Origin of the sequence: Gordonia marina, from assembly GCF_052036135.1 — a bacterium.
GTDB lineage: Bacteria > Actinomycetota > Actinomycetes > Mycobacteriales > Mycobacteriaceae > Gordonia.
Window position 1 is genome coordinate 18192 of sequence record NZ_JBPSDN010000014.1, and the last position, 13368, is coordinate 31559.

A 13368-nucleotide genomic window follows, 5' to 3' on the forward strand; every position below is an offset into this window, starting at 1 on the left:
CTCACCGACCGAAAGGCAAGCACAATGGCGTCTCCAACTCACTTCGCCGCGGATTTCTGGATGACCAATCCCGGCACCACGGCCAAGGGTTCGCGCAAGGAGTTCGTCGACCCGGACGACATCCCCTGGACCGACTGGCTGATGCCGGGCACCAGGTTCCGGTTGCTCTACGCCAACCTGGTGACCGGCAGTTTCAGTCTCATCCTGCAGGTGGACCCCGGCGTGCAGGCGACTCCGCACTGGCACATGGGCAACGTCCAGGCCTACATCCTGGACGGCGGATTCCACTACCACGACGACGATCCGGGCCGGGCGGGCACCTTCACCTGCGAGGTGGCCGGTGCGGTGCACCAGCCCTTCGCACCGGACGGAACCACGATGCTGGCCTTCATCGAGGGGCCGATCGCCGGCTATCTGCCCGACGGTGCGCTGGCGGTCGTCGCGGACGCGCGCCTGCACTACTACATGGCCCGCGACAACGGCGCGACCGCGCTGACCCAGGTGGTCGACTACGCGACCGATCCGTCCCAGCACATGCACGACCCGGCCGTCGTCTGACACACCCTAAGGAGAACTCTCGTGACTACTCAGAATCCCGTCGCCATCGTGACCGGTGCCGGCGGCGGCATCGGCGCCGCCGTGGTGGCCGCCCTCGTCGCCCGTGACTACCGGGTCGCCGCGGTCGATCTGTCGGCCGACGCGGTGCGCGCCGTCGCGGACGCGCACGGTGACGCCGTGCTGCCGGTGGCCGTCGACGTCTCGACCGCCGAGGGGGCGCAGACCTACATCCGGGCGGCGCTGGACCGCTTCGGCCGGATCGACGCCCTGCACAACAACGCCGGCATCGAGGGCGCGGCGGTCCCGCTGGTGGACCTGTCCGATACCGACTTCGAGTCGGTGATGTCCGTCAACGTGGGCAGCGTGTTCTACGGCATGCGGGCGATCCTGCCGTTGTTCTCGGCGCAGGGCGGCGGGGTCATCGTCAACACCGCCAGCCAGGCCGGTCTGGAGGGCGTGCCCCGGCTGTCGGCGTACGCCGCCTCCAAGCACGCGGTGATCGGCCTGACCCGCAGCGCGGCCCTCGAGGCCGGGCCGCTGGGCGTGCGCGTCAACGCGATCTGTCCGGGGCAGATCGTCACCCCGATGCTGACCCGGCTGGAAGAACAGTGGAACCCCGCCGACACCCAGGCCGTGCAGGACATGCTGATCGCCTCGATCCCGCTCGGCCGATACGGCCGTCCGGACGAGATGGCGGCGCTGGTCAGCTGGCTGATGAGCGACGAGGCGTCGTTCATCAACGGCGCGATCATCACCGCGGACGGCGGAACCACCGCCTGAGCACATTCACCCGGCCCGCTTCTCTAGAGTGGGCCGGGTGAGCGTTCCGGACCTGAACCTGCGTGCCGATCCCGCCGAACTGACCGCCGCGCTGGTCGACATGCCCAGCGTGAGCCACGACGAATCGCTGATCGCCGATGCGGTCGAGGCGGCGCTGCGCGCGCAGACGCGCGGCTTCGAGATCAGCCGGTTCGGCAACCGGGTGCTGGCCCGGACCACGCGGGGCAAGGCTTCCCGGGTGATCCTCGCCGGGCACCTCGACACCGTGCCGATCGCCGGGAACGTGCCGTCGCATCGAACCATGACCGACGACGAGGGCGACGTGCTGCACGGGTGCGGCACCGTCGACATGAAGTCGGGGCTGGCGGTGTTCCTGCACCTGGCGGCCACCCTCGACGACCCCGCGCACGACCTGACCCTGATCTGCTACGACTGCGAGGAGATCGCCGCCAAGTACAACGGGCTCGGCGTGATCGAACGCGAGAAGCCCGAGTGGCTGGCCGGCGACGTGGCGATCCTCGGCGAGCCCACCGGCGGACTGATCGAGGCCGGGTGCCAGGGGACGCTGCGAGTCCGGCTGTCCGCCAACGGGACTCGCGCCCACTCGGCGCGCGCGTGGATGGGCGACAACGCCGTCCACAAGCTCGGGCGCGCGCTGACCACGCTGCACGGCTACACGCCGCGGCGCGTCGACATCGACGGCTGCGAGTACCGCGAGGGCCTGTCGGCGGTGGCCGTCGGCGGTGGGGTTGCCGGGAACGTGGTGCCCGACGAGGCGTACCTGGACGTGAACTTCCGGTTCGCTCCCGACCGGTCGCCGGAGCAGGCCTTCGAGCACGTGCGCGAGGTCTTCGCCGCCGATCTGGACGGCGGCGTGCTGACCGCGGAGGTCACCGACTCCGCGCCCGGCGCCCTCCCCGGCCTGGCCAATCCCGCGGCGGCCGCTCTGGTCGAGGCGGCCCAGGGGCGGTTCCGTGCGAAGTACGGGTGGACCGACGTCGCCCGTTTCGCCGCGCTCGGGGTCCCCGCGGTGAACCTCGGCCCGGGTGATCCGAGCCTGGCCCACCGGGCGGACGAGCGCGTTCCCGTCGCGCAGATCCACGAGGTGACCGGCCTGCTGCGCAGGTATCTGGCGGGGTGACGCCGCTGTCGGGGGCGGTTGCTAGCGTGAGCCCATGACCGACACCCCGCCCGAACCGCTCGACGACGACCGGCCGGTCGACGACGACGCAGGCATCCGCTACGCCGGTGCCGCCAAGGTGCTCGTCCCGGAGGGCGCCGACTACGTCACCAGCGACGAGACGCTGCTCAAGTGGGTCGATCCGCGCGACGGCGCGCGCATGCTCGAGCGCACCGTCCGCGACTCCTGGCGGGTGCTGCGGATCCAGTCGGAGTTCGTCGCCGGGTTCGACGCCCTGGACAAGGTGACCGAGGCGGTGACGGTGTTCGGTTCGGCCCGGTCCCGGCCCGGCAGCGCCGAGTACGAACTCGGGGTGGAGCTCGGCCGGCTGCTGGCGCAGGCGGGCTTCTCGGTGATCACCGGCGGCGGCCCCGGCGCGATGGAGGCGACCAACAAGGGCGCCTTCGAGGCGGGCGGCGAGTCGATCGGCCTCAACATCGAGCTGCCCTTCGAGCAGCACGTCAACCCGTATCTGACCCTCGGGATGAACTTCCGCTACTTCTTCGTCCGCAAGACGATGTTCGTCAAGTACGCGCAGGGCTTCGTCTGCCTCCCCGGCGGTATCGGGACGCTCGACGAACTCTTCGAGGCGTACACGCTGGTGCAGACCGGCAAGGTGACCCGCTTCCCGATCGTGCTCATCGGCCGCGACTTCTGGGCGCCGCTGGTCGACTGGATCCGGTCGAGCCTGGCCGGCGGCGGCAAGATCAGTGCGGGTGACGACGACCTGATCACCCTCGTCGACACGCCCGCCGAAGCCGTCGCGGTGGTCCGTGCCTCGGGGATCCGATGAGCGCGATCTGCGTGTACTGCGCGTCCGGCCCGGTCGACCAGAGCTACCTCGACCTCGCCGAACAGACCGGCCGCGCCATCGCCGAGGCCGGCCACGCGCTGGTCACCGGGGGCGGCCGGGTCGGCATGATGGGCGCCGTGGTGCGCGGCGCGCGGGCGGCCGGCGGCTACACCATCGGCATCATCCCCGAGCATCTGATGGCCGCCGAGGTCGCCGACACCGACTCCCACGAGCTGATCGTCACGGACACGATGCGCGAGCGGAAACGGCTGATGGACGACCTCTCCGACGGCTTCATCACCCTGCCCGGGGGCATCGGCACCCTCGAGGAGCTGTTCGAGACCTGGACCGGCGGGTTCCTCGGCGTGCACGACAAGCCGATCGCCCTGCTCAACCACGACGGCTTCTACGACCCGATGCTGACCTGGCTCGACGATCTCGCGACGCGCGGCTTCGTCGCTCCGCGCGCGCTGGCCCGGCTGCGGGTGGCGCCGGATCTGGGGGCCGCGCTGGCCATAGCTGACCCGGCGGTAGGGTAGCGGTTCACACCCCCGGATCGAGAAGGAGTGAGTCCGCGCATGGCTCAATCGACCAGCCAGAACCCCGCCCTCGCGCGTAACCGTGTCGGCCTCGTCGATCTGGTGAAGGGCGCCGTCGGCATGGCGCCGGACGCGCTCTCGATGGCTCAGCACGCGCCGGGTCTGGTGTTCCGTTCGCCGGACGCCAAGAAGACCATCGGGCACATCTTCCAGAAGCTCGCCCACAAGCACCCGGACCGCCCGTTCGTGCGCTTCGAGGGGGAGACCCTCACCTACGGCGAGGCCAACCGCCGCGTCAACCGCTACGCGGCGGTGCTCGCCGGCCGCGGGGTCGTCACCGGCGATGTCGTCGGCATCCTCGCCGAGAACAGCGCCACCGACCTGCTGGTGGTGCTGGCGACCCTCAAGCTCGGCGCCGTCGCGGGCATGCTGAACTACAACCAGCACGGCCACGTGATCGACCACAGCATGACGCTGCTGGACGCGAAGGTCCTGGTCCGGGACCCGCGCTGCACCGACGCGTGGGAGACGATGAGCCCCGAGCAGCACCCCGAGCATGTGCTCGACTTCGCCGAACTCGACGCCGAGGCCGCAGGCAAGCCGGACACCGATCCGGTGGCGACGGCCGCGCTGCCCGCGTCGACCACCGCGTTCTACATCTTCACCTCCGGCACCACCGGTCTGCCCAAGGCGAGCGTGATGAGCCACAACCGCTGGCTCGCCAACTACTCGGGCATCGGCGGCCTGGCGGTCCGGCTGCGCCCGAGCGACACCATGTACGTACCGCTGCCGCTGTACCACAACAACGCGCTCTCGGTGTCGCTCGGCGCGGTCCTGGCCGGCGGCGCCTGTATCGCCATCGCCCGCAAGTTCTCCGCGTCCCGGTTCTGGGACGACGTGATCGCCAACCGGGCCACCGCGTTCTGCTACATCGGCGAACTGTGCCGCTACCTGCTGGCGCAGCCGGAGAAGCCCACCGACCGGCAGCACGCCGTCCGGGTGTGCGCCGGTAACGGCATGCGGCCGGAGATCTGGGACGAGTTCTCCGAGCGCTTCGGCATCGACCGCATCGTCGAGTTCTACGGCGCCAGCGAACTCAACCTCGCCTTCGTGAACGCCTTCAACGTCAAGCGCACCGCCGGTTTCTGCCCGCTGCCGTTCAAGGTGGTCGACTACGAGGCCGACGGCAGCCCCAAGCGTGACGCCCAGGGCCGACTGCGCTCGGTGAGGAAGGGGGAGCCGGGGCTGCTGATCGCCGAGATCAGCGAGCGCGTCCCGCTCGACGGGTACACCGACGACACCGAGACCGAGAAGAAGGTGATCCGCGACGCCTTCAAGGACGGCGACGCCTACTTCAACTCCGGCGACCTGGTGCGCCAGCAGGGCTTCTTCCACATCGCCTTCGTCGACCGCCTCGGCGACACCTTCCGGTGGAAGGGCGAGAACGTGGCGACCACCGAGGTGGAGGCCGCCCTCGGTACGTTCGACGCGATCGAGCAGGCCGTCGTCTACGGCGTCGAGGTTCCCGGCTGCGACGGGCGTGCCGGGATGGCGGCGCTGACCCTGCGCGAGGGCGCCACGCTCGACGCCGCCGCGCTGGCCGCGCACCTGTACGCCGAGCTCCCGGGCTACGCCGTCCCGCTCTTCCTGCGGATGGTGCAGAAGATCGAGGCCACCACCACCTTCAAGAACCGGAAGGTGGAACTGCGCGACGAGTCGTACACCGACGTCGCCGGCGACGAGGTTCTGGTCCTGCGGGGCCGCGCCGACGGCTACGTCCCGTTCTACGACGAGTACCCGGCCGAGGTGGCCGCCGCCAAGGCTCCGCGCTGACCGTCGAGAGGATGCTGCCCTGACCGCCGACGACGCCGTCCCCACCCCGTCCGACACGCTGTGCGGGCGCCGCGTCGCGACCGACCGCGCGCTGGTCATGGCCATCGTCAACCGCACCCCCGACTCGTTCTACGACCGGGGGGCCACCTTCACCGACGAGGCCGCGCAGGCGCGGATCGACACGGTGATCGCCGAAGGCGCCGACATCGTCGACCTCGGCGGGGTGAAGGCCGGTCCGGGTGAGGAGGTCGACGCGGACGCCGAGGCCGGCCGCGTGGTGCCGATGATCGCGTGGATCCGCGCGCGGTATCCCGACATCCTCATCAGCGTCGACACCTGGCGCGGCGAGGTCGCCGCCGCGGCGGTCGCGGCCGGAGCCGACCTGATCAACGACACCTGGGCGGGTGCCGATCCCGACCTGGTGCGGGTGGCCGCCGACACCGGCGCCGGACTGGTCTGCTCGCACACCGGTGGCGCCGTCGTCCGGACCCGGCCGCACCGGGTGGCCTACGCCGACATCGTCGGCGAGGTGACCGCTGAGCTGGTGGCGGCCGCCGAGCGGGCCGAGGCGGCCGGGGTGCGCCGCGACGGCATCCTGATCGACCCCACCCACGACTTCGGCAAGAACACCCATCACGGGCTCACGCTGCTGCGCCACGTCGACCGGCTCGTCGCCACCGGCTGGCCGGTGCTGATGGCGCTGAGCAACAAGGATTTCATCGGTGAGACCCTGGGCGTGGAATTGGACCAGCGGGTGGCCGGTACGCTGGCCGCGACGGCTCTGGCCGCCGCCGCGGGTGCCCGGGTGTTCCGGGTCCACGAAGTCGCCGACACCCGCCGCGTGCTGGACATGACCGCATCGATAGCGGGGACCCGCCCGCCGGCCCGCACGGTCAGAGGATTGGCATGAACGACGAAGCTCCCTGGTCGCACACGCATGCGTGGGACCGTCCGGAGTGGACCGTCGACCGGCTGGTGGCGGCGAAGAACGGCCGCACCGTCTCGGTGATCCTGCCCGCGCTGAACGAGGAGGCGACCGTCGGCGACGTCGTCGCCACCATCGTGCCGCTGCTCGGCGGGCTGGTCGACGAACTGGTGGTGCTCGACTCCGGTTCGACGGACGCCACCGCCGAGATCGCCCGCCGCGCCGGGGCCCGCGTGGTGGCCCGCGAGGACGTCTTCGGCGACGTGCCGCCGCGTCCGGGCAAGGGTGAGGCGCTGTGGCGCGGAGTCGCCGCCACCACCGGCGACCTGATCGCCTTCGTCGACGCCGATCTCGTCGACCCGGACCCGATGTTCGTACCCCGGCTCCTCGGACCGCTCCTGCTGAACCCGGAGATCCACCTGGTCAAGGGCTACTACCGCAGGCCGCTCACCGAAGGCGGCGCCCGCGTCGCCGACGGCGGCGGGCGCGTCACCGAGCTGACGGCACGGCCGCTGCTGACCGCGCTCAAGCCGGAGCTGGGCGAGGTGGTGCAGCCGCTCGGCGGCGAATACGCCGGCACCCGCGAACTCCTCGCCACGGTGCCCTTCGCCGCCGGGTACGGGGTGGAGATCGGGCTGCTGATCGACACCTACGACCGCTACGGCCTGGCCGGGATCGGGCAGGTCAACCTCGGGGTGCGGGCCCATCGGAACCGGCCGCTGTCCGAACTCGCGGTGATGAGCCGGCAGATCATCGCGACGCTGCTCAGTCGCTGCGGGATCGCCGACTCCGGGGTGGGCCTCACCCAGTACGTGCCGGCCGCCGACGGCACCTTCGCACCGCACACCACGCCGCTCACCACCGACGAGCGCCCACCGGTCGCGCTAGGCTGATTCCCGTGGTGGTCATCGGCTTGTACGTGATCGTGATGGCGCTCATCATCGCGATCGTCTTCGCGATCGTCTGGTTCGTCTTCGGGCGCGGTGAGGAACTGCCGCCGGTGCAGAAGGGCACGACGCTCACCCGGCTCCCGCGCGCGGGGATCACCGGTGACGATGCGCGCCGCCTCGTCTTCCAGCAGACGCTGCGGGGCTACAAAGCGGAAGAGGTCGACTGGGCGCTGGAGAAGCTGGCGCGCGAGATCGACGATCTGCGTGCGACGGTGCACGACCTGTCCGCGCGTGATGCCGAGCAAGAGGCCCGCTGAGCGTGCCCGGTGACCGGCGGCACCAGCGAGATCTGCGCCACGTACTATGAAACCCAGTGTCTACGACCAATTGTCTGTGACGCAGTATTCGGTGAAGGGAGCGCGACAATGGCAGCGATGAAGCCCCGGATGGGTGACGGTCCTCTCGAGGCGGTCAAGGAGGGGCGCGGCATCGTGGTGCGCATTCCGATCGACGGTGGCGGTCGGCTGGTCGTGGAACTCAACGCTGAGGAGGCCAGCGCGCTCGGCGAGGTGCTGCGCGAGGTCGTCGCCTGACACACGGCACGGAGCAACAGCTCTGGCGCTCCGGCGCGCACATCCTGCGCTGCCCGGTCTGCGGCGACGAACCGTCCGCCACCGAGACGGGACTGCGGTGCCCTCGCGGACACGTCTTCGACCGGGCCCGGCAAGGTTACGTCTCCCTCCTCACCGGCCGCGGCAGCGGTCATCGCAGCGACACCGCGCCGATGGTCGCGGCCCGTCGCCGGATTCTCGACTCCGGAATGTTCGACGCGGTGGCGAACGCGCTCGCCGCCGCGATCCCGCGTGACACCGGCGTCGTCGTCGACGCCGGGACCGGAACCGGTCACTATCTGGCCGCGGCGCTCGGCGCGGCGCCCGCCGCGCTCGGCATCGGCATCGACCTGTCCAAGTACTGCGCCCGCGCCGCCGCGAAGGCGCATCCCCGGGCACTGGCGGTGGTCGCCGATCTGTGGGAGCCCCTTCCGCTCGGTGACGGTGTCGCCGACGCGGTGCTGTCGGTCTTCGCTCCCCGGAACGCCGCCGAGGTGGCCCGGATCCTGGCGCCCGGCGGATGCTGGCTGATCGTGACCCCGAACCCCGGCCACCTGCACGAGGTGCGGGAGGCGCTCGGCATGCTCGACATCGGCGCGGACAAGCTCGTCCGGCTGCACGACGAACTGGCCGCCGCCGGATTCCGGGTCACCGCGAGCGAGCCGGTGACCTCCACCTCCGAACTCGGCGCCACGCAGGCCGCCGACCTCGCCGGGATGGGCCCCGCGGGCTTTCACCGCGGCCCCGACGAGCTCGCCGCGGCCGCCGCCGCGCTGGTGGCGGGGAGCGGTGCGGTGGCGGCGACCGTCGACGTCACGATGACCGTCGCCCGGCGCTGAGGAGTCCAAAGGGCCCCTTCTGTCCCGCCGCCGCCCGCGGCGCCCGGTATCCGGATATGTTGGAGTCGTGAGATCACAATCGCAGGTGCTCGGAATCGTCCTCGCAGGCGGAGAAGGCAAGCGTCTGTATCCGTTGACCAAGGACCGGGCCAAACCCGCGGTGCCGTTCGGCAGCTCGTACCGGCTGATCGACTTCGTCCTGTCGAACCTGGTCAACGCCGGTTACGAGCGGATCTGCGTGCTGACCCAGTACAAGTCGCACTCGCTCGACCGGCACATCTCGCAGACCTGGTGGTCGTCGGGCTTCCACGGGGAGTTCATCACGCCGGTCCCCGCGCAGCAGCGACTCGGGCCGCGCTGGTACACCGGCAGCGCTGACGCGATCTTTCAGTCGATGAATCTCATCGAAGACGAGAAGCCCGAATACATCGTCGTCTTCGGCGCCGACCACGTCTACCGCATGGATCCCTCCCAGATGGTGGAACAGCACATCGCCACCGGGGCCTCGGTCACCGTCGCCGGGATCCGGGTACCGCGCAAGGAGGCGGTGGCCTTCGGCTGCATCGACTCCGATGCGGAGAACGTGATCACCCGCTTCGTGGAGAAGCCGAGCGACCCGCCGGGCACACCCGACGACCCCGACGTCACCTACGCGTCGATGGGCAACTACGTGTTCACCACGCAGGCCCTGGTCGACATCCTGCGCACCGACGCCGCCGATCCGGACTCCGATCACGACATGGGCGGCGACATCATCCCCGCCTTCGTGGAACGGGGCGAGGCCTACGTCTACGACTTCAACGACAACGCGGTCCCCGGCGCCACCCCCCGCGACCGCGGCTACTGGCGCGACGTCGGCACCATCGACGCGTTCTACGAGGCGCACATGGATCTGGTCTCGGCCAACCCGGTGTTCAACCTCTACAACGAGCGCTGGCCGATCCGCGGCGAGACCTCACACCTGCCGCCGGCGAAGTTCATCAAGGGCGGCTCCGCCAACGACTCGATGGTCGGCGCTGGCTGCATCGTGTCCGGCGCGACCGTGCACAGTTCCGTGCTGTTCAACGACGTCGTGATCGAAGACGGCGCCGTGGTCCAGGGCAGCGTCCTGATGCCCGGCGTCCGGGTCGGCCGGAACGCGGTGGTGCGCAACGCGATCCTGGACAAGAACGTCCAGGTCAGCAACGGCGGCCAGGTCGGCGTCGACCTCGAGCACGACAAAGAGCGCTTCACCGTGAGCGTCGGCGGAATCGTGACCGTGGCGAAGAACGAGGTCGTCTAAGCCGTTCTAGTGGTCGTATGCCGGCTGAGCGGTTCCCGGCCGGCCGGCCGGTCTCATGCTGGTGAGGCACTTCCATGCCGGTGGGGCGATCGCTCGATCATCGTGGGGCGCTCGGTCGCACGATCCGGGCCTCGGGTCAGGGGAGGAGACCCTGCGCGCGCAGGGCGGTGCGGGCGTGGGCGATCAGCGGCGGGACCGTCACGGCGTCGACCTCGTCGGGGAGGGCGTCGACCGGCCACCAGGCGAGATCGACCGATTCGCTGCTGCGCACGGGCGGCGGCGGGGTGCCGTCGCCGGTGGCCGGGGCGACGGCGCCGAAGCGCACGTCCAGGTGCCGGGTCGGCTTCCCCAGCGAGCAGGTGATCGGGTGGGTGTGCAGGTGCACCGGCCCGGTGCTGAGCGTGAGGCCGGTGAGGCCGGACTCCTCGGTCGCCTCGCGCAGCGCGGCCGCGGCGAGCCCGGGGTCGCCGGGCTCGCAATGACCACCCAGCTGCACCCACATGCCGACGCGCGGATGCAGGGTCAGGAGCACGTGCTCCCCGGTCGCGTCGAAGACGATCGCCGACGCTGTGACATGCCCGGGGACACACGCCCGCTCGCACGGATTCGCGGCGGCGTCCAGGAACGCCAGGTACGTGTGTCGCAGGGCATCCTGCTCGGCGTCCGGCGCGGTCCACGCGGTCAGCGCGGAGCGCGTCGACGCCGCCAATCGCTCGGTCATCGGAGCACCACCAGTCCTTCGGCGTCGGCGGGCCCGCGGAGCCCGGGATCGTCGGCCGGCCGGCCGATCGCGACGGCACCGAGCGGTGCCCAGTGCTCGGGCAGGTCGAGCACGCGCCGCACGGTGGGCGCGGCGAAGATCGTCGAACCCACCCAGCAACTGCCGACCCCGCGCACCGAGAGCGCGACCAGCAGATACCCGACCGCCGCGCCCGCGGCGACGGTGAACATGGTGTCCTCGCAGTCGTTGCGGCGGTCGTCGGGGTAGACGTGCATGCCGTCGCCGGTCAGCACCGGGATCACGAGTTCCGGGGCGTCGTACAGGATCTGCCCGCGCGCCACCCGCTTGTCGATCGACGACGCGGACTTGGCGTCGCCGGCCAGATCCGCGCGCCAGTCCTCGGCCATCGCGTCGAGGAGCGCCGCCCGCCGCCCGGCATCGCGCACCCAGACGAACCGCACCGGATGGGTGTGGTGCGGCGCCGGCGCGGTCAGCGCCTCGGCGAAGGCGGCGTGCAGGAGATCCGGATCGACGGCGCCGGGCGCGAACGCCCGCACGCTGCGCCGGGTGAGCAGCGCCTGGCGCCGGCCCTGCGCGAGCGCGTCGTCGGTGCCGAGCCGGAACATGTCCGACGCCGGGTCGCGCACCAGATCGTGGGCGTTGCTGCCGTCGTCGACCGGCGCCAGGCCGCGCACGACGGCGACCGGGATGCCGCCGAGCTTCCCCTTCACCAGGTCGGCGGCGGCGGCCAGCTCGTCGGCGACGGCGATGTCGGTGACCACCAGCGGATTCCCGTGCGCGTCGACGGTGCCCTCATAGCCGTGCCGGACCGCGATCCCGGCCGCCCCGATCGCGACGTCGGTCTGCCCGGCCCGCCAGGCCCGCCCCATGGTGTCGGTCACCAGCACGGCCACGTGGCGGCCGCGGGCGGCGAACTCCGCGCGCAGCCGCGCCGCGCTGGCGTCGGGGTCGAGCGGCAGCAGCGCCAGCTGATCGGTGGCGACGTTGGATCCGTCCACGCCCGCGGCGGCCTGCACCAGGCCGTTGCGGTTCTCGGTGATCAGCAGCCGGTCGCGGCGGGCCACGACGCGCACGGTCTCGTCGTCGATCAGCTTGCGGCGCAACGCATCCCGCTCATCCGGATCGGACGGAGCGGGCACCGTGCGGCCCTCGATCTTGGAGAAGACCTTGCTGGTGACCACCACGACGTCGTCGTCGGCGATCCACGGCGCGGCCGCGAGCAGCTCACCCGCGAGGTCGCTGTCCGGGCCGAATTCGCCGAGTCCGGTCACCGGCCGGAGGGTCAGTTCCCCGGCCGCCGCGTGATCGGTCACACCGGCACCCCGCCGAGCGCGCACGCGGCGCGCACCATCGCGGCGGTGGCCGCCGGATCGGTCATCAGCAGCGGTGCCTCGGCGACGGCGATACCGTCGATCGGGGTGGCGGCCGCGGCATCGCCGGGGGCCACCAGCCAGCCGTCGAGCAGCCCGTTTCCGCCGCGCGCGCCGTAGTGCTCGGCGATCGCCCGCGCCGTCGTCGGCACGCCGATCACCGATAGACACTCGTCGGCCATACCGCGCAGCGGCTTGTCGTCGATCACCGGGCTGACGCCGACCACCGGCGCGCAGGTGCGGCGGAGCGCGGCACGGATCCCCGGCACCGAGGTGATGGCGCCGATCGAGACCACCGGGTTGCTCGGCGCCAGGAGCACGATGTCGGCCTCGTCGATCGCCGCCTGCACCCCGGGCGCCGGCGCGGTCTCGGTGCCCGGCTGCCCGACGTGGGCGAAGCTGTGGGTGGGCAGCTGCGCCCGGTAGCGCACCCACCACTCCTGGAAGTGCATGGCGATCCGTTCGCCGGGTTCGCCGCCGGGCTTGTCGACCACTACGTGCGTCTCGTGCCGGTCGTCGGTCACCGGGAGCAGCCGCACGCCGGGCTGCCAGCGCCGGCACAGGGCCGCGGCGATGTCGGACAGCCGGTATCCGGCATCGAGCATCTGCGTCCGGATCAGATGGGTGGCCAGATCGCGGTCGCCGAGACCGAACCAGTCGGGATCGGCGCCGTACGCGGCCAGCTCCTCCTTGGCGTGCCAGGTCTCCTCGCGGCGGCCCCAGCCGCGGTCGGTGTCGATGCCGTCGCCCAGGGTGTACATGCACGTGTCGAGATCCGGGCAGATGCGCACGCCGTGCATCCAGGCGTCGTCGCCGACGTTGACGATCGCCGTGACCTCGTTCGCGGGCGCCGCGGCGACGGGCTCGCCGTCGGCGGGAGCGTCGACCGCGGGGAAGGGGGTGCGCCCGAAGACCTCCCGGACACCCTGCAGGAACCGGGCGCCGCCGACGCCCCCGACCAGTACCGTCACCTTCACAGCGAACACCCTACTTCCGGCGGTCCCGGGTGCGCGGTTCCGGGCGGCG

General features: G+C 71.4%; 15 protein-coding genes. 12 read left to right on the plus strand and 3 right to left on the minus strand.

The window, feature by feature from the left end; genetic code table 11:
- Positions 1-24 precede the first annotated feature (24 nt).
- The 12 genes from ACSEEN_RS10835 to glgC all read left to right on the plus strand — a co-directional run bounded on the left by ACSEEN_RS10835 (position 25) and on the right by glgC (position 10230).
- Entirely contained in the window at positions 25-558 is a 534-nt protein-coding gene (locus tag ACSEEN_RS10835; protein ID WP_440713165.1) for a 2,4'-dihydroxyacetophenone dioxygenase family protein, read from the plus strand.
- Positions 559-579: 21 nt separating this feature from the next.
- Positions 580-1338 (plus strand): SDR family NAD(P)-dependent oxidoreductase, encoded by a 759-nt coding sequence (locus ACSEEN_RS10840; RefSeq protein ID WP_298444430.1) that lies wholly within the window; start codon positions 580-582, stop codon positions 1336-1338.
- Between the two features lie 37 nt (positions 1339-1375).
- Positions 1376-2479 (plus strand): succinyl-diaminopimelate desuccinylase, encoded by a 1104-nt coding sequence (gene dapE, locus ACSEEN_RS10845; RefSeq protein WP_440713166.1) that lies wholly within the window; start codon positions 1376-1378, stop codon positions 2477-2479.
- A 34-nt stretch (positions 2480-2513) separates the two neighbouring features.
- Complete coding sequence (locus tag ACSEEN_RS10850; RefSeq protein WP_247864543.1) at positions 2514-3311, plus strand: LOG family protein; 798 nt, start codon at positions 2514-2516, stop codon at positions 3309-3311.
- Positions 3308-3850, plus strand: a complete 543-nt coding sequence (locus tag ACSEEN_RS10855) for an LOG family protein (RefSeq protein ID WP_298444435.1) — start codon at positions 3308-3310, stop codon at positions 3848-3850. The genes ACSEEN_RS10850 and ACSEEN_RS10855 overlap by 4 nt, the downstream gene beginning before the upstream one ends.
- A 39-nt stretch (positions 3851-3889) precedes the next feature.
- Complete coding sequence (locus ACSEEN_RS10860; RefSeq protein WP_298444438.1) at positions 3890-5683, plus strand: long-chain-acyl-CoA synthetase; 1794 nt, start codon at positions 3890-3892, stop codon at positions 5681-5683.
- A 97-nt stretch (positions 5684-5780) separates the two neighbouring features.
- The gene (folP, locus tag ACSEEN_RS10865) at positions 5781-6593 is read left to right on the plus strand and encodes a dihydropteroate synthase (RefSeq protein ID WP_440713167.1); all 813 of its coding nucleotides are present in this window, start codon (positions 5781-5783) and stop codon (positions 6591-6593) included.
- Complete coding sequence (locus ACSEEN_RS10870) at positions 6590-7501, plus strand: glucosyl-3-phosphoglycerate synthase (protein WP_298444442.1); 912 nt, start codon at positions 6590-6592, stop codon at positions 7499-7501. Before folP ends, ACSEEN_RS10870 begins: the two co-directional genes overlap by 4 nt.
- Before the next feature lie 5 nt (positions 7502-7506).
- Positions 7507-7815 (plus strand): DivIVA domain-containing protein, encoded by a 309-nt coding sequence (locus ACSEEN_RS10875; protein WP_247864535.1) that lies wholly within the window; start codon positions 7507-7509, stop codon positions 7813-7815.
- Between the two features lie 108 nt (positions 7816-7923).
- Positions 7924-8091, plus strand: a complete 168-nt coding sequence (locus ACSEEN_RS10880) for a DUF3117 domain-containing protein (RefSeq protein ID WP_247864533.1) — start codon at positions 7924-7926, stop codon at positions 8089-8091.
- 92 nt (positions 8092-8183) lie between these two features.
- A complete protein-coding gene (locus tag ACSEEN_RS10885) occupies positions 8184-8948 on the plus strand; it encodes a methyltransferase domain-containing protein (protein ID WP_440713208.1) in 765 nt (254 codons plus the stop codon).
- Between the two features lie 67 nt (positions 8949-9015).
- On the plus strand, positions 9016-10230 hold the full coding sequence (glgC, locus tag ACSEEN_RS10890) for a glucose-1-phosphate adenylyltransferase (protein WP_247864529.1): 1215 nt from the start codon (positions 9016-9018) through the stop codon (positions 10228-10230).
- Positions 10231-10366: 136 nt separating this feature from the next.
- On the opposite strand, the gene ACSEEN_RS10895 is transcribed toward glgC, so the two are convergent.
- Genes ACSEEN_RS10895 through cofD form a run of 3 tightly spaced genes read right to left on the minus strand, consistent with a single transcriptional unit; the run spans position 10367 to position 13319 of the window.
- Positions 10367-10951, minus strand: coding sequence for an NUDIX hydrolase (locus tag ACSEEN_RS10895; RefSeq protein ID WP_440713168.1), 585 nt, complete (start codon positions 10949-10951; stop codon positions 10367-10369).
- A complete protein-coding gene (locus tag ACSEEN_RS10900; protein WP_298445543.1) occupies positions 10948-12285 on the minus strand; it encodes a coenzyme F420-0:L-glutamate ligase in 1338 nt (445 codons plus the stop codon). Before ACSEEN_RS10900 ends, ACSEEN_RS10895 begins: the two co-directional genes overlap by 4 nt.
- Positions 12282-13319 carry a 2-phospho-L-lactate transferase gene (gene cofD / locus ACSEEN_RS10905; RefSeq protein ID WP_298445546.1) on the minus strand — a complete coding sequence of 346 codons (1038 nt, stop codon included), beginning with the start codon at positions 13317-13319 and terminating at the stop codon, positions 12282-12284. The genes ACSEEN_RS10900 and cofD overlap by 4 nt, the downstream gene beginning before the upstream one ends.
- Positions 13320-13368: the final 49 nt, after the last annotated feature.

What these genes read in the sequence shown, in the direction of transcription:
- ACSEEN_RS10835 (WP_440713165.1), top strand. Translation starts at nt 25, where the DNA reads ATGGCGTCTCCAACTCACTTCGCCGCGGATTTCTGGATGACCAATCCC.
- ACSEEN_RS10850 (WP_247864543.1), top strand. Translation starts at nt 2,514, where the DNA reads ATGACCGACACCCCGCCCGAACCGCTCGACGACGACCGGCCGGTCGAC.
- ACSEEN_RS10855 (WP_298444435.1), top strand. Translation starts at nt 3,308, where the DNA reads ATGAGCGCGATCTGCGTGTACTGCGCGTCCGGCCCGGTCGACCAGAGC.
- ACSEEN_RS10860 (WP_298444438.1), top strand. Translation starts at nt 3,890, where the DNA reads ATGGCTCAATCGACCAGCCAGAACCCCGCCCTCGCGCGTAACCGTGTC.
- folP (WP_440713167.1), top strand. Translation starts at nt 5,781, where the DNA reads ATGGCCATCGTCAACCGCACCCCCGACTCGTTCTACGACCGGGGGGCC.
- ACSEEN_RS10870 (WP_298444442.1), top strand. Translation starts at nt 6,590, where the DNA reads ATGAACGACGAAGCTCCCTGGTCGCACACGCATGCGTGGGACCGTCCG.
- ACSEEN_RS10880 (WP_247864533.1), top strand. Translation starts at nt 7,924, where the DNA reads ATGGCAGCGATGAAGCCCCGGATGGGTGACGGTCCTCTCGAGGCGGTC.
- ACSEEN_RS10895 (WP_440713168.1), bottom strand. Translation starts at nt 10,951, where the DNA reads ATGACCGAGCGATTGGCGGCGTCGACGCGCTCCGCGCTGACCGCGTGG.